This window comes from Pseudanabaena mucicola FACHB-723, assembly GCF_014696385.1.
Classification (GTDB): Bacteria; Cyanobacteriota; Cyanobacteriia; order Pseudanabaenales; family Pseudanabaenaceae; genus Pseudanabaena.
In genome coordinates this window covers 1-23796 of sequence record NZ_JACJQB010000020.1, presented here as the reverse complement: position 1 = coordinate 23796, position 23796 = coordinate 1, and the positions used below count along the sequence as shown (strand labels likewise).

Sequence of the window (23796 nt, the reverse complement as noted above, 5' to 3'; positions counted from 1 at the left end):
AGAGAGTCGCAATGCGACTCTCTTTTATGATGATTGGAATAAATTAGGAGAGCTGTATGGCGATCGCAAATTCATCTAATCAAGTGCGTTGGCTGCAAGTATGGAGCTTGGCATCAGTACAAGGAGCGATGTCCCTGACTTGGATTGCCTATGGGATCTATTTACCCAAATTTATTGAACAGGTATTTGGCTATCCTGCTAGTCAAGCCCAACAGTTTGCAGCGCTGATCTTGGTGATTGAAAGTGCGATCGCAGTAATTGTTGAGCCATTATTTGGTGGACTATCTGACCGTTGGCAACGTTGGTATAGCTCGCGGATGCCCTTTATTGTCGGTGCAACCATTGCCGCAACGGCTCTGTTTATTGGCTTACCCTGTGCGGTCATTTTTGGTGGCGCGAATGAAATAACAAGAATACTTTTGCTCAGTCTTGCGATTTTATGGGCAATTGTGATGTCCAGCTTTCGCAGTCCCGTCATGTGTTTACTTGGCAGCTTTGCAGGAGCTACGCAATTACCGATGGCGGGTAGTGTGTTAACCCTCGTTGGTGGTTTTGTAGGGTCGATCAGACCGCTCGCCACAAAATTTATTTTGGATTTGGGGGCACCTGCCACTTTTGCGATCGCATCAATTACTTTGCTAGCCGCAGTGGCAAGTTTACGAACGGCGATGATCTACATTCCCAAAAAGTTAAATCCAGATTTAGAGCAGGATGAACCATTACCAATTTCAGATTTTGTCAGCCATCTCGCCATTGTCATGTTTGTGGGCGCGGCAATTGGTTTGGGCATCCGCCTATTAATGGGCGACGTAGTACCCCGTACTCTCCGATCTGACATTACAGGATTTACGGGCTTACCCTTTGAAGTATTAATGGGAGCTGCCTTGATCAGCCAAGCATTGCTTGCCCTAGTCACAGGCCCAATCTCTAAACTAATTAATAACAAACACTTGATGATCATCAGTTTGGGGGGGCTTGCCGCAGGGCTAGGTCTGCTCTCCGCAGGTTATGGGGCAGTTCCCGCAATGATCATTCTGCTCTTGATGCTCACCTGCCTAAGTGCCGTCAACAATGGCATGGTTGCCTTTGCCCTCACCATGGCTCCTAAACAACTTAGCGGTCTGACTGTGGGCATGTTCTTTGGTGGACTTTCAGGGGCAATCGCTATGTTTGGATATCTAGTTCCTAAATCTGCGGAAATGCTATCCACACCCAATGCAATTTTGTTAACTGCGATCGCCTTCCTTGCGGCAGGATTGGGTATTGCCCTAGGAGACAGAATTACTCGCCAGCTCGTGATTGATTGAGGAATGCGGTTTACCACGAGTTGCACCGATGATCCAATTACCAAGGGCAGGTAGGGTTTGACAGAGACTCACCCCCACATGCGCTAATGGTGGCTGGATAAAGCAATTGTGCATCAGTCTCCCTAACTGCAAACGGGTTTGAAATTCCTTGCGCCATGCGATCGCATATTGGTTTTTAAACTCAATTGCCGTGATTTGATGTTCGAGAAATTGACTCACAAAAGGGACAGCAATTTCTGATGATCGCAAGGCCATCGCCATCCCATCTCCACATAGCGGCGTAATCATCCCCGCCGTATCACCAATCATGCAAATATCGTTATAAAAATTGCCCTTGAGCGCAAAACTAATTTGGCTTAAGCCTTGCAAAGATGTTGATGTTCGCCGCATCTGACTAAAGCGGTCGGCGAGGACAGGGTTTTGGGCTAGAGATTCAGGAATATCGAGATCTGGATGCGTGGCTTCCTTCATCACCCGTTCATGGGCTATCCAGCACACATTTACTTCACCAGTTTCAATTTGCGAGAGTCCACAATAGCCATTGGGGAAACTATGCAACTCGATCACATCGGCAATGTCTATACCTGTGAAATGTCCTTTATAGGCAATCCATGGGGATCGCTTTTGAATAAAGTCCCGCTTCAAATTGCGATCGAGGGAGGAACGCTTGCCAAATGCCCCTAGAACAACCTTGCTCGAAAATTCGCCTTTATTAGTGCTGACCGTAAATCCTGAGCCTAAATCGCCCGTTACCCCTGTCACTTTCGTATTGTCCAGACAAGCTACGTTCACCGCTTGCGCCCGTTGAAATAGCATTAAGTCCAATTGGTAGCGGCTGAGTCCCAATGCCGCGCTGGGGAGTTTGCCACGAAAGGATGCACCGCTAGCCGTGGTTAAGTAAGCCCGATGAATCGGGTGTGCGCCAATTTGATAAACCTGTTCCAAGATGCCAAGGTTGGCAAAGGCTTCTGTAACCTCTACCGATAAAAACTCGCCACAGAGTTTGTGCATCGGGTAATGGCTTTGCTCTAGCAATAGGACAGTGTAACCTTTCTCAGCAAGCTGGATGGCGGCACTACAACCCGATAGCCCTGCCCCAATTGCGATCGCATCGTACTTCATGTTTTTTACATCGATAGATTGTTAAGTATTACATCAAAAGATTACGGTTCGTATCTAGGCAGATCGGACAATAACGACTGTATGATAAGTTCTATATCGAAAGTTATAGAAAAACTTCTCTAATCTCGATAAATCGCAAGATAATTCTTAAAAAAATTATATTTTAGTTTACATTCACATATAGATGAGAGGTAACACGGTGACTAACAGTAAATTTGTCGAACTCCAACAAACTGAGTTAAAAGGCGATTTGAGTGAATATGTCGCACATTTACAGTTACACATGGCATTGCAAGCCCGCAATCTCGTCCCCAATTTGAGTAGCAACCGCAACCAAGATAGCCGTAGCATGATGTTGTCTAGCACTCAAGCAGATTTTGAGAGATTAGCCTCTCGTCTATAGATACGCTCCTGACAAATTTTTGGCACAATAGAAAAGTATGATCAACGGGATTAGGCATTGCTTGATCCCGTTGTTGATTTTAAAGTCTATTTCTAAGGGCTATTTTTGAGGTGTCATGCAAGCTGAGACGTTAGATCTGTTGGAATGGAATCGTTTATGTCAGCATCTATCAACATTTACAACGACAAAGCTGGGGGCGATCGCCGCTGTACATTTGCCGATAGTCGATAGCTATGGGCAAACCTTAGAGCTATTAACACAGACGAAAGAAGCCTATGCTCTAGAAGAACGTAATGCGGGGATATCTCTAGATGGGATTCAAAATATTACCGAGGCAGTATTACGTGCTGAGAAACAGGGGATGTTGTCGGCAGTGGAGCTATGGGCAATTGCCACCACCCTCGCAGGAGCCAGAAATTTGCGCCGTCAGCTAGATAATGCTGATTACTGCCCCAATTTGCAAATACTAGCGAGTGAGTTGCGGACTTATCCTGACGTAGAGCAGGAAATTTATCGCTGCATTGATGAGGGGGGCAATGTGCTTGACCGTGCCTCAGTACGTTTAGGGGAAATTCGCCATGAGCTAACCTCCGTGCGCGATCAAATTATTACCAAGCTGCAAAATATCATGCAGCGCAATGCTAGCTCATTGCAGGAACAGATTATTACGCAACGGAGCGACCGCTATGTGCTGTCGGTGAAGTCTCCCCAACGCGATCGCATTCCGGGGGTGATTCACGATACTTCGAGTACAGGCATGACCCTATTTGTAGAGCCTAACTCGATTGTGCAGCCCAATAATCGGCTGCGGCAACTCCTCAAAATGGAACAAGCACAAATTGAGATTATTTTGGAGATGCTCAGTGCCAAAGTAACTGCAATCGCAGAGGATTTACAAAAGCTGCTGATCATTGTCACCAAGATTGATTTAGCGGTGGCAAGGGCGCGTTATGGCTATTGGCTCAAGGCAAATCCGCCCCATTTTGTCGAGGATGAATCGATTGTATTGCGGCAATTGCGGCATCCTTTGCTGGTATGGCAACAGCAAAACGAAGAGGGGCGCGAAGTTGTACCTGTGGATGTGCTGGTATCACCGCAGATTTCGGTGGTTGTGATTACGGGACCAAATACAGGCGGAAAAACTGCAACCTTAAAAACCTTTGGTTTGGCAGCCTTAATGGCAAAAGCGGGCATGTTTATTCCTGCTAAAGAACCCGTGGAATTACCTTGGTTTGACTTGGTACTTGCAGATATTGGCGATGAGCAGTCCTTACAACAAAATCTATCGACATTTTCAGGACATATTCGCCGCATTGGGCGCATTTTGGACTCAATGTCACCTCAATCCCTAGTGCTATTGGATGAGGTTGGCGCTGGTACTGATCCATCTGAAGGCAGTGCGATCGCCACAGCACTATTGGAATATTTGGGTGAGCATACAAGGCTCGCCATTGCCACAACCCACTTTGGCGAACTCAAAGCTCTCAAATATCAAAATCCTAAATTTGAAAATGCTTCGGTGGAGTTTGACGATGCATCCCTTGCGCCCACTTACCGTTTGCTATGGGGTATTCCCGGACGATCCAATGCTTTGGCGATCGCAGGTCGCTTAGGCTTACCAGAAGATATTCTTCAAGCAGCGCAAGTGCGAGTGGGGCTTGGCTCTGCGGAAATGAATGAGGTAATTGCCGAGTTAGAAGCGCAACGCCGTGAACAAACTCAAAAAACTGAAGCGGCTGCCCATTTACTCGCCGAAACTGAACGCTTGCACAAGGAGATTTTGGATCGTGCTGAACTAATGCGATCGCAAGCGAAGGAATTGCGCGAACGGCAAGAAAAAGAAGTCAATGCTGCCATTGCTCAAGCTCAAAAGGAAGTTGGTCGCGTCATTCGCAAATTGCAAAAGGGGGAACAGAGTGGCGAACAGGTGGCGGCACTTCAGCGCACAGAGCAGAGAATTGAGGAACTCACCAAGCGACATGTTCCTGTGATTGTTGAAGAAAAGATCGAGGTGCAAGTCAAGGTTGGCGATCGGGTGCGGATTCCTAAATTTGGCAAGGTGGCACAGGTGTTGACTGCACCGAATAGCTCTGGGGAATTTTCCGTCAGGTTGGGGCATATGAAGCTCACTGTTAATCTTACGGATATTGAGATGATCAATTAGAAGTTCACCCCTAGCCATGATCTTTACGTTTATTTATTTATTATTTACTGACGTGCGAAGCGCTATAAAATGCAATTACACCCCAAAAAAATATTTTCAAAGCTCTGATATAGCGGCGTTTAAGTAAGGGAAGCAACCTCGTGCTTCACATGGGTGGGGACACTCTATATCACAGCAATTGCTAACTCCCATACTTCTACTTTTTATGTTGCAATTTTTTGAATTTGAAGCCGATTTTGTTGCCTCCTTACGTTGCATTCCCATGCAAGTACGCTACAAATTAGATACCTGCGGCATCAAGCTCAAACTGCAACATTGGCACAGCTTTTCTACACTTCAACGTCAGAGACTAATTGACTTGCCCTGCGATACGGATGCTGAAATTGCCAATTATCGCGAGAATTTGCGATCGCAGGTTTTTCAAAACCTTAAGGAATATCCCAGCGATTTACCAATTGCGGTAAATCCTGAATGGATGCAGCTCGATTTAATTCCCAACACGGTAATCAATCACGCTAAGAATATCCCCCTTGAGATCAGCATTTCTCAGTGGCAAGCTCTGAATCCATTACAGCGTTTTGCCCTGATTAAACTCAGCACATCCAACCATGAAAATAATAACTTCTTACCCGCTTTACAGGAATTTGGATTAAGTCATTCCATCCCACAACCGCAATAGTCATTCTGATGAGTTCTTCACTAGCAAAGCAACAAACATGAGCGAACGTCTAGACAGCCTTAACGATGATTATAATGATAGAAACCTATCGAAAGTTACGACATCAGAGAAAGACAGAAAATTAGATATTTCTAATTTATGCCCAAACCTCGATAGCTGTGTATTGGTTGTCGATGATAATCCCACTAATTTGAGTGTCTTGGTAAATCTCTTGCGTGATGTGGGAATGCGGGTGTTAGTGGCAACTGATGGCGAGAGCGCGATCGATCAGATTAGCTACATTAAGCCCGATTTAATTTTATTAGATGTCATGATGCCGGGAATTGATGGCTTTGAAACTTGTCTGCGGCTCAAAAAAGATCCTGACACCGCCAAGATTCCGATTATCTTTATGACGGCTCTCTCTGAAACCGTCGATAAAGTCCGTGGACTATCCATCGGCGCAGTGGACTATATAACTAAGCCCTTTGAGCATGAAGAAGTATTAGTCAGAATTCGCACCCATCTCACCCTCGCCAAACAAAGAGCAACTATTGAATCGCAAAATCAGGATTTGCAAGTAGAAATTTGCGATCGCAAACGTGCCGAAGAAGCCCTAACTATTTTCCTCCATGCCGTCTCCCATGACTTGCGAAACCCCGTCACAGGTCTCTTGATGGTGCTAAATAACTTAACTCAGACCTCCAACTACGAAGGCAATATTGTTTTACCCAAAGACACCCTTGAGCGAATGCGCCAAAGTGGAGAAAGGCAATTAACCCTGATTAATTCATTGCTAGAGTCCCATGTCAATGATGTGCATGGCATCGTCATTCACCAGCAACCCACCACAATTAGAGACATCATTCAATCTGCGATCGATGATATGCAACCCTTATTGGATAAAGAAGAAACAGCAACCCATGTGCAAATATCCGATGACTTACCTCTAGCTTTCGTCGATTCTGCCCATGTCTGCCGCGTCTTTCAAAACCTCATCGCCAATGCGATCAAACACAATCCTCCTCAACTCAATCTCACCATTTCCGCCCAACTTAACAAGGATAATATGCTGCTCTGTGCGGTGACAGATGATGGCATCGGCATGACCAAAGAACAAAGTGAAGATCTATTTGAACTATATTCTCACGGCAAGTCCCATAATAAGTTAAATAGGCGCTCGCTCAGTCTTGGCTTAGGTTTATACATCTGTCGGCAAATTGTCCAAGCCCATGGCGGACAAATTACCGTAACCTCCGAATCGCAAGTCGGTTCTACATTTTGGTTTACATTACCCATCAATTTAGAAACTACTCCCTTCCCAGTCTAAAAATAGATATTTAACAACCAAGAATTATCGTTGCGGCGCTTCGCGCCAAAACGATAATCTTTCAATGGGAAGGGAATATGAACTGTACAGAGACAGAAATTTTAGACAAACAAGTGTAGCTCAACATAAACCTTCACATACATGTATTAAAGGCTACAATTTCCTGTCACCCATCCTACCTATACTGCTGTGATTAAGATTTGTACAAATGAGCTTGCAATCTTGTATAGCTCTAAATAACCCGAGACGAGACAGTTAATAATTAGGGATTTGCAAATGTTTACACAGTGCCGCGACTAACTATACTTATAAAAGCAAGTTGCAACTAATAACGATTAAAGCAATTACCTTTGTCTTAGTAGATGCTCCATAATTATCATAGGGAATTGAAACTTACGAGCAACTTTTACAACAATTTAACAAGTCAACTCCATGCAAGGTAATCTGAATAACCCATACAAGTTGTTACAACTGATAGCCCAAAGGGAGCTGACAGGTTGTGTATCAATATCAACCCCAGAAGATAGCTCAACCGTTTGGCAACTATATGTCGGGGGAGCAAGACTATATTTTGCGACTGTAAATGGCTATCACCCAGAAAGATTTAATTTTATTTGGAAGCAAATTAACCAAAGCTCTGAATTACCAAATTTTGACCCTGATAAATCAGAATATGAAAATCTATACACATGGCAAGTTGATAACCATCTCTCATTAACTGAGTTTCGACAAATACTTCTGCATTTTTCCAGAGAAGCAATCATTCAGGCAATTTCTCATTCCAAAGCCTATGTCAAGTTTGAACCTAGAGCCTGCATTAAACCTGTACTAATTGCTGCACCACTTGCTGATCTCGTTTCGCCAATTACTGACCACATCAGCTTCTGGCGCAGATTGCATACATACATACCATCACCCTTTTCTAAGGTTTATCTAGCTCCCAATAAAATCGATGAATTTAGTAATTGTTGGGATAGTTCTAATAACACTCAAATAGGGGAAGGATCAGCTAGAGACTTCAGTTTGGCAACTTGGGTAGAATTATTAGAGCAGAAACTTAATATCTATGAGATTTGCGATCGCTTAGGTACAGAACCCCATGCATTATCACTATTCCTATATTCATTAATTGAGAAAAGAGTATTAGAAGTATTAAACTCTGAAACAGAAGCGAATAATGAAATAATTTCTGAAGAAACCCAACAACCACTAATAGCTTGTATCGACGATAGTAATACCGTCCAGAAACAAGTTAAGATGGTTTTGGAAGCATCTGGATTTCGAGTTCTGGGAATTACTGATCCTACTAGTTGTCTTACTTCATTAATCAGACAAAAGCCTGCCTTAATTTTAATGGATATTACTATGCCAGAAATTGATGGGTATGAACTCTGCAATATGTTAAGACAATCAAGACAAATGAAGTCAGTTCCTATTGTCATGTTCACGGGGAGAGATGGCATCATCGATCGGATGAGAGCGCAACTTGTAGGAGCAAATGACTACATTACTAAACCTGTTAATGTCAATACATTACTCACCAAGGTTCAGAAACTAATTCAGAATGACTCTAAAACCATTAATCAAATCAATCAACAATCACTTAAGGCGCTATGAAAACCGTACTCGTTGTCGAAGATGGACATGCAGAACAACAACTTATTTCTAGTTTGTTGTCTCGTTCAGGATTTTCTGTAGTTTTACAGTCCAATGCTGAAGATGCTTGGCAATGGCTCTCTAGCCATACTCCCCCCAACTTAATTGTTCTTGATGTAATTATGCCTGGACAAAATGGATTAGATCTCTGTCGGACAATCCGCGATCAAGAGGCATTAAAACAAATTCCGATTGTATTCTGCTCTTCTAAGGATCAAGATTTTGATAAGTTTTGGGCATTACGGCAAGGGGGAAATGCCTATCTGACCAAGCCTTTTGCACCTAAGCAATTGTTAGATACTGTCTATCAGTACGTTAGCTAAACGCAATCATCGCCAGTATCAAGGCAACAAACTGATGGAAAGGAGGGCATCACATAGCAAGGTGATGTTCTCCATAACTGGATAAACCTTTATTACTATCAATTAATTGACTTATGATTGAAGAATATTGCAGGATTAGGGTTTCGCAATTGCTATGGATTGCTGTACCAGTTAGTTGCGTCGAAGAAGTCATTCAGTTACAGCCTCAAGATATTAGTCTCATTCCTGCGGTCAACCCTTGCCTTTTGGGAATCACCAACAAACGGGGGAGATTGCTGTGGATTCTACATTTAGAGAAGTTCTTAGGAATTAAGGCAAATCCTTTACCAAAACAATTATTGACGATTACTATTCGTTTACCCAAGCAAGATGCGGCGGGAATTAGTCGCGTTGCCTGTGTTGTCGTTTCCTTGGAGGAAATCGTTACCCTTGATTCTCAAAAATTTGTGCCTGTACCCGATAAGTTACCCCAGCGAGCGCGGGAATTATTGTCAGGATTAGTAAATTTAGATAAGAAGACCTATGGAATTTTGAATGTTGAGGAAATGTTCCGAATTCTCAATCCATCTGGAGATGATGAGCAATCAAGTATTAATCAAGTCATTGGTGAACTAGCAGGTATTTCCACAGCCTAGGGGGCTGATTTTTTACGTCATACACATCGGCTTGATAACTTCTATACAATCCCAAACAAATTAGGTGAATCCCATGACTGACAACAATAGTACGCTTGGTTCGGCAACTCTCTCTCCTGAATATGTCTTAAGTGATCAAATTATTGGCATTGATAACGGAGATAACGGAGCCTATGGAGCAGCTAGTGATCCGATGTCAGAAATTCTCCGCGCCTATGACTTAGAAAGTCAAGGTAATATCGATGCGGCGCGAACAATTTACCAGAGAATTGTTGATGACGATGCAGACGGAACTTACGGTGCAATTGCTTCCAAGGCGATCGCCGCCATGCCCAAAGTCGAAGAAACTGTAGAAGCCGATGATGACGATCAATTTGTGCTGAGATATCGGGGGAATGTAATCAACAAAAAACCCGCCAAGAAATCTCAAGAGTCGGCATCAACAAAAGCAGTCTCAGGAATTAAAAAAACACGCTCAAAAAGACATTCTTCTCTAGTTTGGTTTTACGATTTGCCAGTTGGTCGCAAGCAACTGGCAACATTAATTGCTTCGGAATTTCTATCACTTTCATTGGTGGGTTTTGGGGCGCTATTGGTCGGACAGTCATTACAAAATCAACTCTTCAAGCAAGCCCAATCAGAAGTGTCGGTTATGGACATTAACTACAATATTAAAATCAACCAAATGGGCTTTGGTTTTCGAGGACAGTCTGACAATGCGGCCGTAATCAGTGCGGCAACCCTCTATAACAACAAGGAAGCAATGCCTGCCCCACTCAAGGATCAAGTCAAAAAAATTCTAGAGAATGAAATTAAGGCGCGTAAGATTGAATACGCAACCTTAGTTGGTACTGATGCCAAGGTTATTGTCAATGCCAATAGCGATCGCAGTGGGCAGGAATTTAACCCTAACAACTTGGTCAACGACATTCTCAAAGATCCAAGTCAGATTAAGGCTACAGCGATTGTCAGTGCCGATGATCTCAAAAAAGAAGCCCCACCATTACCTGAAGGATTTACACCTACTGACTCCTTAATTCGCTACACGGCAACTGCGGTCAAAGATCCCGCTAGCCAGAAAGTAATTGGGATATTAATCTCAGGCGATATCGTCAATCAGAAAACACCTATTGTTGATAACACGATCAAAGCTCTTGCCAAACAGGATGCCGATAAAAAAGGGCTAGGTGGCTATGGTGCGGTTTACTATCGCAAGCCTTCGGGTGAATTTATGATGGCAACAGCCGTGGAACAGGCAGATTTTGGATTGGGAAAACCCAACTTGCCTATTTCTGGCGCGGCGGCTGAGGACTTGCTCAAGCGTGCGGCAACTGCTCCCAATGGGCAACCAGTCACAGGTCGAGTTTTGGTGGGTGAGACCTACTACACCATGTCAGCGAGAGCCGTTCCTAGTCGGATTATTGAGACTGAGAAGGGTGCTGTACCTCAGTATGGTGAAGTCGCAACGGGGATCTTGGTGCGTGGCACGCCTGAGACCGAAATGAACGACTTGCTGAAAAGCACATGGATCGCCTTGGGAATCTCTTCGATTATCGTCATTTTGCTGGATATGCTCTTAGCACGTTTGTTAGATAGAGCCATCGTCAAACCAGTGACCTCACTAATTCCCATTGCCAAACGATTTACATCTGGGGATCGGAAGGTGCGGGCGGAGATTTTTTCTGAGGATGAAATTGGCGAATTGACACGCTCGTTTAATACCATGGCAGATAGTATTGCCGCCTCTGAACAGGAACTAGCACAGCTAGCAATTACTAAAGGGGAGGAAATGCATAAACAGAGGAGAGAGACAGAGATTCTTCAACAGGAAGTTATGAAGTTACTCTTGGAAATTGAAGGTACGCAGAAGGGAGATTTGACCATTGAGGCAAAAGTAACAGATGGTGTAGTCGGCTCGATCGCTGATGCGTTCAATGCCACCCTACGCAAACTCAGAAATCTGGTGCAAGAGGTTAAAGAGACGGCTTTTCAGGCGGAATCTTTAGCGAAGGCAAGTGAGCAGTCTGTAGAGAAATTCTCGACTGCTGCCCTAGCACAGTCCGATGGCATTGCCCAAGCACTGGAAGCAGTCGAAGAGAATACACAATCGATTGTCCAAGTTGCCAAGTCTGCACAGGATGCTGCGGATGTGGCAAGGCAAGCGGCAATTGCTGCTCGTGAAGGGGATCTAAAGATGGATCGTACTGTTAATAGCATTAAGGCGATTCGGTCTACGGTGGCGGCAACATCCAAGAAGATGAAGCAACTAGCAGAATCATCACAGGAGGTTTCACAGATTGTGGCAATTATTTCTGGGATTTCGGAAAAAACCAACTTACTCGCATTTAATGCCTCTATTGAAGCAGCAAGAGCTGGTGAAAATGGTCAGGGATTCCGCGTAGTTGCGGATGAGGTGCGGCGTTTGGCTGACCGTGTTACCGATGCGACTAGAGAGATTCAACTGCTGGTTAATAACATCCAGAATGAAACCACGGAAGTATTGAAAGCGATGGAAGTCGGTACTTCGGAAGTTGTGGCAGGAACTCAATCGGTGGAGGAAACTAGGGATACGCTCAAAGACCTCGCTGAGCTAAGCCAGACTATTGATAGGTACTTACAGACTATTTCGATGAGTACGATTTCGCAAACACAGGCTTCCCAAAAGGTGAATGAGATTATGGAAAACGCTAACATGATCGCCCAAACTACGGCAACTGATACTCAAGGTGTTGTATCTTCGCTGCAAGTTCTGGTGGGTGTTGTTGACGATTTACAAGACTCTGTACGTCAGTTCCGTCTAGAAAAGTCTGAATAGTCCTAAATAATATCCATGAAATCTCTAAATTTAGAAGTTCTGAAGGACATCGCGGTAGAAACCCGTCAATGCTTTCTGCATGAGGATGCGCCTACCTATATCGCTAATCTTCAAAAGGGACTGTTGCAACTGCAAGCGGGGCAACCTGACTATGTGTTTTTAATGCATGCTGCCCACTCGCTCAAGGGCGGATCGGGTATTGCTGAACTAACGAGCCTTAGTCAGATTGCCCATAAACTTGAGGATCTGCTGGAGATTTTGCAGCATAACGAATTTTGCGATCGCAAAACAATTGCGGAAGTGTTAAGTGATGGCATCGACGAAGTCGCCTCGGTGATTGCCCAAGCCGTCAGTCTGCCCACGCATACATTAGGAGATATCGAGGTCGATCAAGCCCTGTTGCAACGATTAGATACATTACTAGCCATTGTCAAGCAAGAGGAGGATGGACAAAAGCAAGCACGGGCGGAGGAGAATAGTGACAATGAAATTCCAGCACCGCCATCAACCGTTAGTGCGATTGTATTAGCAGCACTGGAAAAGGATCTCGAAGCCTGTATTCAACAATTAGAAAATCAGGTATTAGCCAAGTCGGGAGAGCTATCTGCCAGCAAGATCAAGGAAGAATTGCAGTTTTTTTGCGAAGAATGTTTTCTGCTTGGTGATGCCTTTGGCATCCAATGGATTTCTAAGACCGTCGAACCTTTAGAGGTAAATCTTCAACAGAATATAGAAATAAACAGTTTATTTGCAGAGGCAAAAGCGATTATCGTCAGTTTGCGATCGCAGCGTCATCAATATCTCCATCCGCAGAGTAAACAAGCTTCTAACGAAATAGAAGTTATAGAAGAAATAGTCACATCTGTCCCTGTCCCCAATCCAATTCCTGAGCAGGCACTGGCAGTAGTCGAGACATCTACCACACCGACAACGGTTACCAACCAAGCAATTGCTACGCCTAGAGCGACCATCTCCTATCTGCGGATTCCCTCTTCACAAATTGAGAACATGACCAATACAGTTGCAGAGATGATTTTGCGCCATGAGCGCTTGCTCAGGCAACAGCAGCAGCTAGGTCAAGCAAATAAGAACCTCCAAGCGCTAGCATTGCAAATCATTCCCCTTCAGGATCAAGTGCAGAAGCTCTATGATGGACTTGCGATCGCAAATACCAACAATGACAATTCTGATTCAGATGATGAGCATCCTGAATCAAGCTTAGAAAACCAAACTGATGATGTTAGCGATGATTTTGATCAATTGGAACTCGATCAATATTCTTCTTCCCATACCACCCTCCAAAATCTTCAAGAAGTTTTGCTCAGAGTCCGCGAAAGCCGTTCTGACATTGATCTAAGCTATCGCGAATTTAGTGAAGAAATTCAATATCTCCGTCAAGATCTAGACAATCTCTATGCAGAACTTACCCAGTCTCGGCTGGTTCCCTTTAAAACCGTTGCCAATCGTTTTTTACCGCAGCTCAAGCGACTCTGCCAACGCTATCACAAACAGGTAGATTTGATCATTGAAGGTGAAGATGTTCTGATTGACCAAGTGGTCTTAGAACAACTACAAACACCACTCAATCATTTAATCATTAATGCCTTTGACCATGGGGTAGAATCTCCTGAAATGCGTGTAGAGCGTGGTAAGCCAGAGACAGCCACAATTGTATTGAGTGCGATGATTGCTAGCAATCAGGTCATCATTTGTCTCAAGGATGATGGTGATGGCATTAATCTCAATCGTGTCTATGAAAAAGCGGTTGCCAATAAGGTATTCCCTGCGGATATTCCCATTGGCAAAATTCCTCGTCAAGAAATTCTCAACTTTATTTTTCAACCCCATTTCTCAACACGCAATGTGGTTACGGATATTTCTGGGCGCGGCATGGGTTTAGATATTGTGCGATCTCAAATTAACCGTTTGCGCGGCACAATTCAAGTCGAAACCCTACCGGGGCAAGGTACAACTTTTACAATCCGTCTGCCCATTGGTTTGAGCTTAGTCGCTTTACTAATCTGTGCTATCAATGACAATCTTCTTGCAATTCCTGCCAGTGATATTCTCGATATCTTTGCTTATGATGAAGATGATTCCCATCATAAACACAATGGATTAGGTATTACTTGGCGCAAGCAATTTATTCCTTTACTCCATCTCAAGCAATCCTTGACCTATAGCCAACAGCATTACGATGGAGATCAGGGTAAAATCTGTTTGATTTTAAATCGTAATGATCAAGCAATCGCGGTAGTTATTGATTCCATTCAAGAAGAGCGACAATTAATTCTTAAACCCTTTGATAATAGTGTGGCTGTGCCTAGCTATTTAATGGGCTGTACTGTCCTTGGTACTGGTCAGGTTGTGCCAGTGTTGAGCGCTGAGAACTTACATATTTTGCTGCAAGAAAGCATTGAGAAAAAGGTCAAGAAATCTCGTCGTAGAATTGTTAAAAGCAGCAATACATCTCCGACAATTAAAACAGTGTTGGTTGCCGAGGATTCCATCGCCACTCGTAACCTTTTAGAAAGATTATTGAAACAGTTAGATTTTGAGGTCATTGCTTGTCGTGATGGACAAGAAGCAATTGATATGCTCACTCGTTCACAAGGTAAGGTCAGTATGGTCATTTCTGACATCGAGATGCCGCGAGTTAATGGCTTTAATCTGTTGCAAAATATCCGCACCCACGAGCATTGGTATGCGCTGCCCGTGGTGATGCTGACTTCACGCACAGGCGATCGTCATCGCCAAAAGGCAATCAGTCTTGGGGCAAATAAATATCTCAGCAAGCCAGTTGTAGTTAGCGAATTGATTGATTGTTTATCAGAGTTCGTTAAATAACTTCTCAGAGATAGCTAATCTCTTAATCTTGGGGGCAACTCAATCGTGAAAGTCGAACCTTGATTAACGGCACTTTCCACATAAATTGTGCCACCCATCAGCAACACCAGCTGCTCCGTAATCGCTAATCCTAAGCCTGTGCCACCATGCTTGCGAGTAGAAGATTGATCAACCTGTCGAAACTGCTCAAAAATTGTACGCTGAAACTCAGGCTCAATGCCAATACCTGTATCACGTACCGAGATGAGAATATTTGAGGTCGCAAAGGGAGAAGCTGGCACAGTTTCATTAGCGAGATTACGAGAATCATCATTGGTTTCTGGATTGGCTAGCTTTACATTTGAGCCATTAGCACTATCTGAGGCGTATTTCAACTCGACACAGACTTCGCCATGATCCGTAAATTTAATCGCATTGGACACGAGATTAGTAATCACCTGTTTAATCCGAATCGAGTCATGGTAAATCGCGCAAGTGCCAATGCGATTCTCAAACACAAAATTGAGGGACTTGATATTAGCTAAGGGCTGGAGACTCTCACAGGTATGGTGAATCAATTCATCGAGGTTGAAAAATTCAGGATGGGATTCCATTTTCCCTGCTTCAATCTTTGACAGGTCAAGAATGTCATTAATTAAATCTAGTAAATTCTTACCATTACGGAGAATACGTTCGACCATATCCATCTGACTCGCAGACAGAGCTTCGCGACGCTGACGTAATAGCACCTGTGAGAAGCCAATAATTGCATTCATCGGTGTCCGCAACTCATGGCTCATATTGGCTAAAAATTGGCTCTTTAGTTGCGTTGCCTCTAATAACTGGGCATTTTGGGCTTCAATCTGATTGATTAACTGGGCATTGCCAATTGCGATCGCAGCTTGAATGCCAAAGGATGCCAACAGGTTCAAATCCTCACGAGAACTCGCCCGCTCAATCTCAAAGTGCCCAATTGCCAACACGCCCAAACGCCCCGAACGATTGGATTCAATGGGCACACATAAAGCACTTTTTACAGGTAGCGAATCCACCAGTTGCGATTCCCCTGCCTTAATTTCAATGGGAATACCCTCTTTAAAAACCTGTGCAATCAAATTAGGCGCACCTAGCTCGGATGACTCTTGCAAAGGAAAATCTTCGGGTAAACCCTTAGCCGCCGATAGAATTAAGCGATTTTCCTTAGGGTCATAGAGCGCAATTACGCAAATCTGCGCCCACATAATCGCATCACAGGTTGCCTCTACTACTGACTCCAAGAGAACATCAAGATCCTGTAATTGCTGGTTGATCAAGTTGGTGAGGCGTTGCAAAATGCTCATTTGCTTTTGCTGCTCAATCATGATTTTGTTGGTCTCTTGCATCACCTTGTCGCGATAACGTTGCTCCGTGACATCACGCAAAATCATTACACTCCCAATCAGTTCTGATTCCGTGCCAACTAGCGGTGCAGCCTTGGTGCTGAGAATGATTTCATTGCCTTCAGGTTGACGCAACACGACTTGATCTTCGACAACTTCCCCTGTGGACATCGCCCGAAATACGACCAAATTAGCTAAATCAACGGGTTCGCCATCTTGGTGTCTGATGTCAAATTGTTTGACAATCTCTTCCATGGATTTGGCAATGACAGGCGACACAGGCACGCCATTAACAGCGGTCATCGCATTGAAACTAAGAATTTTGCGTCCTGCGGAATTGATTTTGAGAATGCGTCCTGCGGGATCACTGAGCAGCACGCCATCGGCAAGCTGTTCAAATACGGTTGTTAATTCTTCACGTTGACGGGCAATGGTTTCAATGCTCTGGGCATTGCTAATTGCCGTGGCAAGACGACGACCAATGGACTGCAAAATATTCTGACCCCTTTCTGACAGTGGGGTCAGGCTGCCTAAGAACAAAACCCCCACCAAGCTACGCCGCAACATCAGAGGGTATGCTGAAAGACTTTGGGGTAAGAGATCGCCAACGGGAGTGCGATAGACCAAAGTCTGACCTTTGAGGCGATCGCCTTCCCAAATAATCGGCTCTTCCAATTGTCCCGCTTGACCAATAATGCCTTCCCCCAATGTGATTTCCGTGAGGGCTTGACTGGTTTTATAGCCCCATTCCGCCGCCAGCACTAGCTGTCCATCGGGTCTAGCCGTTGAGGTTTCCCAGAGATAAATACTACCGAGCTGAGCGCCTGTGAGTTTACAAATTTCTTCGAGACTTGCCTTAATTAATTTGTACTGATCGGTGGTGTTCACCAAGACGCGATCGAGGGCTTGTAAAGCAAATTGAATATCTCGCGCTTCGAGGGTGGCAGTTTTGGTCTGGAACTGGGCTGCCATGCGATTAAAGACTCTGGCAAATTCACCAATTTCATCCGCCCGATTCAGTTGCGATCGCGCCGACAAATTGCCCGCCGATAGTTCTTCCGCCGTTTCTGCTAATTCCATCAGTGGCGGTTGGATGCTCCGCACAATTGCGATCGCAACAAATAAACTTGAACCTAATCCCACTGAAAAAATAATGATCGCTAGCCATGTCGTAAAAGCTTCTAGTTCAGGCGTACCTTGTTGAATATGGAGCAACAGGATCAAGGTCGCCGTGGCTAGCAATGATGTACTCGTAGTTAGACCAAAGATCAAACGGTTAACTAAACTTTCGCGGCGGGGCATGTTGGCGTTGGTCATGGGAATTTAGTTTAGTTTGGCGCTCAAGTCTGATTCTATTACTTTTTTATTGTTTTTATGAGGCGATATAATGTCCTACGTTGACAGAGGTTAGCTGGTAACTCCTAGCACCTGCATTAAAAAATAAAAAAATTCAACATGACCATTTTTGAAGTTTCCGTTCCTGCGACTACTGGCAATCTTGGCCCTGGGTTTGATTGCCTTGGGGCTGCCCTATCGCTATATAACCGCTTTGAGTTTTCCCTCGCCGATCGCTTGACGATTACGGCATCGGGTGAAGGCGCAGACAAGGTGGAACGGGACGAAACAAACCTTGTATATCAGGCAATTGCTAAGGTTTACCAACATATTGATCGCCCGATTCCTGCGATCGCATTTCACACCGATACGGCAATTCCCCTCTCCCGTGGTTTGGGTAGCTCGGCAACGGCAATTGTCGGGGGCATCGTCGGCGCAAATTTGTTGGCGGGTGCACCCCTTGAGCGTCACGAATTATTAGACCTTGCAATCGCCATGGAAGGACATCCTGATAATGTTGCCCCTGCGATGTTGGGCGGTTGTCAACTGATGGCTTCCAATCAAGCGGAGGGATGGGAATTTTGTGATTTAGGTTGGTCAGCCGAAATTGCGATCGCAGTAGCAATTCCCGATTTTGAGCTATCGACTGCTGAGGCGCGTAAGGTTTTGCCCAAGCAAGTCTCGATGGCAGATGCTATTTTTAATGCTTCTCACTTAGCACTATTGAGTCATGGCATTCAGTCGGGCAATGCGAGTTGGCTCAGGGCGGGACTGCAAGATCGGCTGCATCAACCCTATCGCCAGAGCTTAATTAAAGGGATGGCAGAGGTACAGGCGGCGGCGCTGGCATCGGGAGCCTATGGCATGGTCATTAGTGGTGCTGGTCCAACCTTACTGTCTTTAGCGCCCGTGGGTACAATAGAAGTAGTCGCAAGCGCTATGCAACAGGCATGGTCAGCGCTTGGGGTGACGGCAATTACCAAATGTCTTGCGATCGCAAAAGATGGTACAACCTTCACAACTCGTTAATTAGAGGATTGTTTCCCCGCCGAAGGCGGGGAAACAATCGCTTAAAAAGCCTTTACTGTAGGAAAGATATGTCTAAATTTCAATTTTTACTAATCTCGGCGCTGATTTCCTCAGTGGTACTGTTATTTGTCGGTAGCCGCGATGGCAATCCCTTTGACTCTGTATTCCCGATCGCAGTAGTCATCGGTCTAGCGATCGTGGCTCAGCGCTATCTATCCGAAAAAGTCTGGAGTCGCTTTGCCCGTTGGATCAATCAAGTGACAGGACGTAAGATCTTTTATGTGCGCGCCCCTCGCCAAAAAGTTGTCCCCGAGCGCAAACTCCTCCCACCCTCCAAACTCCATCGCCTCAAATAATAGTTAGATCTTAATCCTCTCCTATAGGAGAGACTTCTTTTAAACAACATCAAAATAACCCACAAATTATGACCAGCAATAGCTACGCGACATTTCAGCAACCTTTACGAGTTGGCATTGTTGGCACTGGCTTTGTGGCAAAGTTACGCACCGAAATTTTTAGTCAAGATCTGCGGCTAAAGGTACAAGCCATTGCAGGCACAATCACCAAGGCTGAGGCAATTGCCCAAGAGTTTGCCATTCCCCATGTGCATCAATATTGGTCAGAACTAGTGATGCGGAATGATGTTGACTTGGTGGTGGTTTGCAATGTCAATCGTGATCATGCCGCCGTGGTTGGACAAGCACTGCGATCGGGAAAACATGTCATTGTCGAATATCCCCTTGCCTTTACTGTTGCGGAAGCAGAAGAACTAATTGCGATCGCAAAGCAGAAGAATTTAATGCTCCATGTCGAACATATTGAGCTATTGGGCGGCGTGCATCAATTGGTGCTGCAACATCTAGATCAAGTGGGCAATCCATTTTATGCGCGATATTCCACCAAAAGCCCTCAACGTCCCGTTCCCGACAAATGGACATATCGCCCTGACTTATTTGGATTTCCTCTCACTGCCGCCGTTTCGCGCCTCAATCGCATCATCGTTCTATTTGGCAAGGTGAAGGCAGTTTCCTGCCAGTTGCGCTATAGTGGCGACAATTTACCGCATCATTTTACTTCCTGTGTTTGCAATGCTCAACTTCAGTTTGAGAATGGAGTAATTGCCGACATTAGCTATAGCAAAGGTGAAAACTTTTGGCAGCCAGAGCGAGTTATGGAATTGCAGGGCAGTCATGGCGCAATCATCTTTTCAGGAGATAAGGGCAAGCTAATTTCTGCCGATGGTGAAATGGAACTTGATGCAGGTACAACCAGAGGACTCTTTAAGAAAGATACTGAAAATGTGCTTTCCCATTTATTTACAGGCACACCTCTGTATAACGATCATGACAGTGTATTGCATTCCCTAGCCGTTGCCAATGCCGCCGAAAAATCTGCCGCCACTAATCAAACCGTCATACTTTAAGCATTGTATACTTTGCGCTCCAAGCCTCCAAATATAGGGCTATGATCTTTAGTAGGAATAACATTTCTAGGGCTTAAAACCATGTCTAGCTCTAAGATACAAATTCGCTCAACTAGTTCCATCTGCCCGACCAATAATAGACAGCAAACACGGGCCTATCTAGGTGGCTTATTTGTGGTTTTTTCCTGCTCTTTTTTGAGCCTCGAAATGTTTAGTTTCCTGATGCCTTCAATTGCGATCGCAGAGACTTGGATCATCGCACAGGCGAGTGGCAATAGTTACGGTTTAGGCTTGCCCAAAACCGCTAGCACAGGCGGCGGCACAAGGCTAATCGAGCCACCTGAACAAAATTGGGAAAGACAACCTACAGCCCCAGTTATTCCTAAGGTTGTCCCGAGTATACCTAGATCTCGCACTGCGCCACGCTCGAGACCACCCTTGCTATACCGCAAAATCGTTCCGAACTTGCCGCTCATCACCTTGCTCACACCTGAGGACGGCGCAAGGACTGCTAGCCCACAACCAACACTATATTGGTATCTATCGCCTCAAGCCTTGACTGCTCTTGCTAATGATAATCCTGCGGCAAGCGATTGCCATAGCAAGTTGGTTGGTCAGTTTAGCCTCACCAAGGTTGACAAAGGAGTGGTAACAATCTTTGAAACTGAATTAAACCTAGTTAGCGGTTTGTCTAGTTTTAAATTACCGATCGCAGCTTCCTTACAACCTAATAAAAACTATCGCTGGCAGATCAGTTTTCCCTCTGCGAAGGGAGAACAAGTTAATGTCAGTGGATGGGTTGTTTATACACCGCCTCAGCAAAGTCTGCAAATTGCCTTAACAAGGGCTTTGACCTCTCGCGATCGCGCCAAAATTTACGCCCAAGCGGGCTATTGGTTTGAAGCGATCGATGGTTATACAAAATGGTTGAATTTCAAACCTAGTGACAGTGGTGCGAGGACTGCAAGAAATGAAATTCTGAAGGCAGGTTTTGCCAACCATGACAACTTAGATGTGGATAGTCTGCTCACAAATCTCAATATTGATTTTGGTGCTGATTTAGATACTAACGAGAAAGAAATTGATCCCCAAAATGTTCCTGCTGAGCAACTATAGCGATTTTCATTTTGCCGTAGGCAAAATGAAAACTTATCTACATTGAGTTTTATTGCAGCCCGTAACTAGATAATCCGAGGTTTCGTCGATCTCCATAGCCTTCATTCCCCTCAAAGCCATGTTGCCTGAACATAATGCTTCACCTCCCAAAGTGCCACAATTCCCCCAACTCTTTAGCGGAATGTTGGCATTGTCGATCGCCCTCGTTGGTAGTGCTTATATTGCGGGTAATGCCCTCAAAGCATTGCGCTCCAATGATGTCTTAACGGTCATTGGTTCCTCAACCCGCCCCATCCGTGCAGATTATGTGATTTGGCGTAGCTCTGTGGCGAGTCAGCAGCCGACCTTGCCGCAGGCTTATCAAGAACTCAAACGCCACAATGAGCGGGTAAGTGCTTATCTGCAAAGCAAAAATATTCCCGCCGATGCGATTGCCCTCAGTGCCATTGATACCCAACCGATTCCTGAAACGAATGCTAATGGCTATCAAACAGGTCGCAATTTAGCCTATCGATTGACTCAACGTTTTGAGGTTCGCTCTAAGGATGTTGATGGCATCAGTGCGATCGCTCAGTCGAGTACCGATTTGATTAATGAAGGAATTCCTTTTACCTCCGAACCTCCTGAATATCTCTATACGCAGCTTAGTCAGTTGCGCGTGGAAATGATTTCGGAAGCGACTAAGGATGCCAAAGCTAGAGGTGAGGCAATTGTCAATGTTTCAGGTAGTCGTCTTGGCACAATTCGTAAAGCCGAAACCGATGTCTTCCAAATTACGGCAAGGTACTCCACCGAAGTAAGCAACAGTGGTTCCTATAACACCACTTCCATTGATAAAGACATTCGCGCAGTGGTTGCCATTACCTTTGCTGTGGAATAAGTCCTCAAGCCCAAAATGGCAACGCCATTTTGGGCTTTGTTGTGGGTTCTTCTCTATCGCTATAATCATTCAAGTAGTGACAATTTAATAATTGCCACTACTTAATCTTTTGGATTCAGCCATGACTTACGCTAGTTCGCGATCGCAATTTTCCTTTAGATCTGCACCTTGTCCCGTCTGTATGCGTGGCACGATCGCCGAGATGCCGATGATGGACTCTTTGGGTTGTAACTTTTGTAGTCATATTTTTGTGCTTGACCAAAGTCCTGATCCAAGGCAGCAGGTTTTGCGAATGGCGGATACAATCTCGACATTGCGGTGGCTGTGGACTGGCAAGCGCTGGGAAAACGCTAATGCAGTTCAGGTTTATAACAGTCGTTGGCTCAGCATTTTGGGGATTTTGCTAGTCATTTTGCCAACTGCGATCATTACTACAGCCGTATATCTTTTCCCGACTGAGCCTGATGTTCCCTTAGCTTGGTTTCCCAAATTTTGGGCAGTCGCCACATTTGTCGGACATTTGTCGGTGTTGTTATCGATTATGCAAGACTACACCCAGTTTCCGATTGGTGCATATTGGCGATCGTTTTTATCCAATCTCAAGTCAAAGTTATAGCTACCGTCGCTAACCTAAGAATAGAAAGGCGGCGCATCGCGCCGCCTCGCCTTTCCATAGATATAGACTCTAGAAACTAGTGCTGCCCACAACATGGGTGGCACTAGTTTGATGTTTATTTTTGAACTTGCGACGCACTAGACGCAAGAAAGATAGCCATTTTTGTGCTGGATAGTCGTAAAAAGAAAAAATATCACCATAGGCGGCAAAGGCATTTTGATGATGTAGCCAATGTCTTTCGGGAGTGGTTATAAATAATAGATCGCACCAAGATTTGTAAGGTTCTGGTGTTTTCCATTCAAGGATTGAGACATGCCGCCACACAACATGAAATTCACCCAACAAAAGCCCAATTACTGTTCCCACTGCCGATAATTGCCATAGCCATGGAATAAATATGAAATAGGGAACTGCGCCTAGAATACCGTCTAGCAAGACTAAAGGATTTTTGGTTAAAACTGCATAATGGAGAAAGCTGCGATTTTTACCATGATGCACGAGGCAATGGAACTTACCAAATACATGCTCAGGAACATGATACAGAAATGTGGAAAAGAAGTCGCCTAGCAGAAGTAGTAGCGTTGTTGCTGCGATCGCTTTAAGAAACTCTAAAGTAACTTCCAAAGTAAATCCTCATAACTTGGTTTAAGCCTAAGAGATGAAGTTAAAGTTAGGTTTATATAGAACCCATTTGGTATCTTAGGAAGCTTTGGCAAGGCGCTTAAGCATAAGCCTAATAAAGCAAAGATGAATTCTCGCATTAGCGTTGTCTAAAGTTC

At 44.7% G+C, this 23796-nt stretch carries 19 protein-coding genes; 16 read left to right on the top strand and 3 right to left on the bottom strand.

Going from position 1 to position 23796, the window contains the following annotated elements; genetic code table 11:
* The first annotated feature begins 56 nt into the window (after positions 1-56).
* Positions 57-1307 carry an MFS transporter gene (locus H6F41_RS11005; RefSeq protein WP_190403529.1) on the top strand — a complete coding sequence of 417 codons (1251 nt, stop codon included), beginning with the start codon at positions 57-59 and terminating at the stop codon, positions 1305-1307.
* On the opposite strand, the gene H6F41_RS11000 is transcribed toward H6F41_RS11005, so the two are convergent.
* Positions 1269-2429 (bottom strand): NAD(P)/FAD-dependent oxidoreductase, encoded by a 1161-nt coding sequence (locus H6F41_RS11000; RefSeq protein WP_190403528.1) that lies wholly within the window; start codon positions 2427-2429, stop codon positions 1269-1271. The genes H6F41_RS11005 and H6F41_RS11000 overlap by 39 nt on opposite strands.
* Before the next feature lie 184 nt (positions 2430-2613).
* On the opposite strand from H6F41_RS11000, the gene H6F41_RS10995 reads away from it, so the two are divergent.
* From H6F41_RS10995 to H6F41_RS10955, 9 genes are all read left to right on the top strand, one after another.
* Entirely contained in the window at positions 2614-2832 is a 219-nt protein-coding gene (locus H6F41_RS10995) for a hypothetical protein (RefSeq protein ID WP_190403527.1), read from the top strand.
* Between the two features lie 115 nt (positions 2833-2947).
* On the top strand, positions 2948-4996 hold the full coding sequence (locus H6F41_RS10990) for an endonuclease MutS2 (protein ID WP_190403526.1): 2049 nt from the start codon (positions 2948-2950) through the stop codon (positions 4994-4996).
* Positions 4997-5201: 205 nt separating this feature from the next.
* On the top strand, positions 5202-5675 hold the full coding sequence (locus H6F41_RS10985) for a nitrate reductase associated protein (RefSeq protein WP_190403525.1): 474 nt from the start codon (positions 5202-5204) through the stop codon (positions 5673-5675).
* Positions 5676-5712: 37 nt separating this feature from the next.
* Positions 5713-6984: a hybrid sensor histidine kinase/response regulator gene (locus H6F41_RS10980; protein ID WP_190403524.1), complete on the top strand. Its 1272-nt coding sequence runs from the start codon at positions 5713-5715 to the stop codon at positions 6982-6984.
* A gap of 432 nt (positions 6985-7416) precedes the next feature.
* The gene (locus tag H6F41_RS10975) at positions 7417-8601 is read left to right on the top strand and encodes a response regulator (protein ID WP_190403523.1); all 1185 of its coding nucleotides are present in this window, start codon (positions 7417-7419) and stop codon (positions 8599-8601) included.
* Positions 8598-8963, top strand: a complete 366-nt coding sequence (locus tag H6F41_RS10970) for a response regulator transcription factor (RefSeq protein ID WP_190403522.1) — start codon at positions 8598-8600, stop codon at positions 8961-8963. The genes H6F41_RS10975 and H6F41_RS10970 overlap by 4 nt, the downstream gene beginning before the upstream one ends.
* Positions 8964-9076: 113 nt before the next feature.
* Positions 9077-9598: a chemotaxis protein CheW gene (locus tag H6F41_RS10965; RefSeq protein ID WP_190403521.1), complete on the top strand. Its 522-nt coding sequence runs from the start codon at positions 9077-9079 to the stop codon at positions 9596-9598.
* Between the two features lie 73 nt (positions 9599-9671).
* A complete protein-coding gene (locus H6F41_RS10960; protein ID WP_190403520.1) occupies positions 9672-12413 on the top strand; it encodes a methyl-accepting chemotaxis protein in 2742 nt (913 codons plus the stop codon).
* A gap of 15 nt (positions 12414-12428) precedes the next feature.
* Positions 12429-15260, top strand: a complete 2832-nt coding sequence (locus tag H6F41_RS10955) for a hybrid sensor histidine kinase/response regulator (RefSeq protein ID WP_190403519.1) — start codon at positions 12429-12431, stop codon at positions 15258-15260.
* 14 nt (positions 15261-15274) lie between these two features.
* Here H6F41_RS10955 and H6F41_RS10950 read toward each other — a convergent pair whose 3' ends face one another.
* Positions 15275-17935: an ATP-binding protein gene (locus H6F41_RS10950; RefSeq protein WP_190403518.1), complete on the bottom strand. Its 2661-nt coding sequence runs from the start codon at positions 17933-17935 to the stop codon at positions 15275-15277.
* Between the two features lie 138 nt (positions 17936-18073).
* Between H6F41_RS10950 and thrB the strand changes: the two genes are divergently transcribed.
* The 6 genes from thrB (at position 18074) to H6F41_RS10920 (ending at position 23017) form a co-directional block, all read left to right on the top strand.
* Positions 18074-18982, top strand: coding sequence for a homoserine kinase (gene thrB / locus H6F41_RS10945; RefSeq protein ID WP_190403517.1), 909 nt, complete (start codon positions 18074-18076; stop codon positions 18980-18982).
* A 68-nt stretch (positions 18983-19050) separates the two neighbouring features.
* A complete protein-coding gene (locus tag H6F41_RS10940; protein WP_190403516.1) occupies positions 19051-19338 on the top strand; it encodes a hypothetical protein in 288 nt (95 codons plus the stop codon).
* A gap of 68 nt (positions 19339-19406) precedes the next feature.
* Positions 19407-20405: a Gfo/Idh/MocA family protein gene (locus H6F41_RS10935; RefSeq protein WP_190403515.1), complete on the top strand. Its 999-nt coding sequence runs from the start codon at positions 19407-19409 to the stop codon at positions 20403-20405.
* An 81-nt stretch (positions 20406-20486) separates the two neighbouring features.
* Positions 20487-21521 (top strand): DUF928 domain-containing protein, encoded by a 1035-nt coding sequence (locus tag H6F41_RS10930; protein ID WP_190403514.1) that lies wholly within the window; start codon positions 20487-20489, stop codon positions 21519-21521.
* Positions 21522-21639: 118 nt separating this feature from the next.
* Positions 21640-22401, top strand: a complete 762-nt coding sequence (locus tag H6F41_RS10925; RefSeq protein WP_190403513.1) for an SIMPL domain-containing protein — start codon at positions 21640-21642, stop codon at positions 22399-22401.
* A gap of 121 nt (positions 22402-22522) precedes the next feature.
* Positions 22523-23017, top strand: a complete 495-nt coding sequence (locus tag H6F41_RS10920; protein ID WP_190403512.1) for a hypothetical protein — start codon at positions 22523-22525, stop codon at positions 23015-23017.
* A gap of 69 nt (positions 23018-23086) precedes the next feature.
* On the opposite strand, the gene H6F41_RS10915 is transcribed toward H6F41_RS10920, so the two are convergent.
* Positions 23087-23641, bottom strand: a complete 555-nt coding sequence (locus H6F41_RS10915; RefSeq protein WP_190403511.1) for a sterol desaturase — start codon at positions 23639-23641, stop codon at positions 23087-23089.
* Positions 23642-23796: the final 155 nt, after the last annotated feature.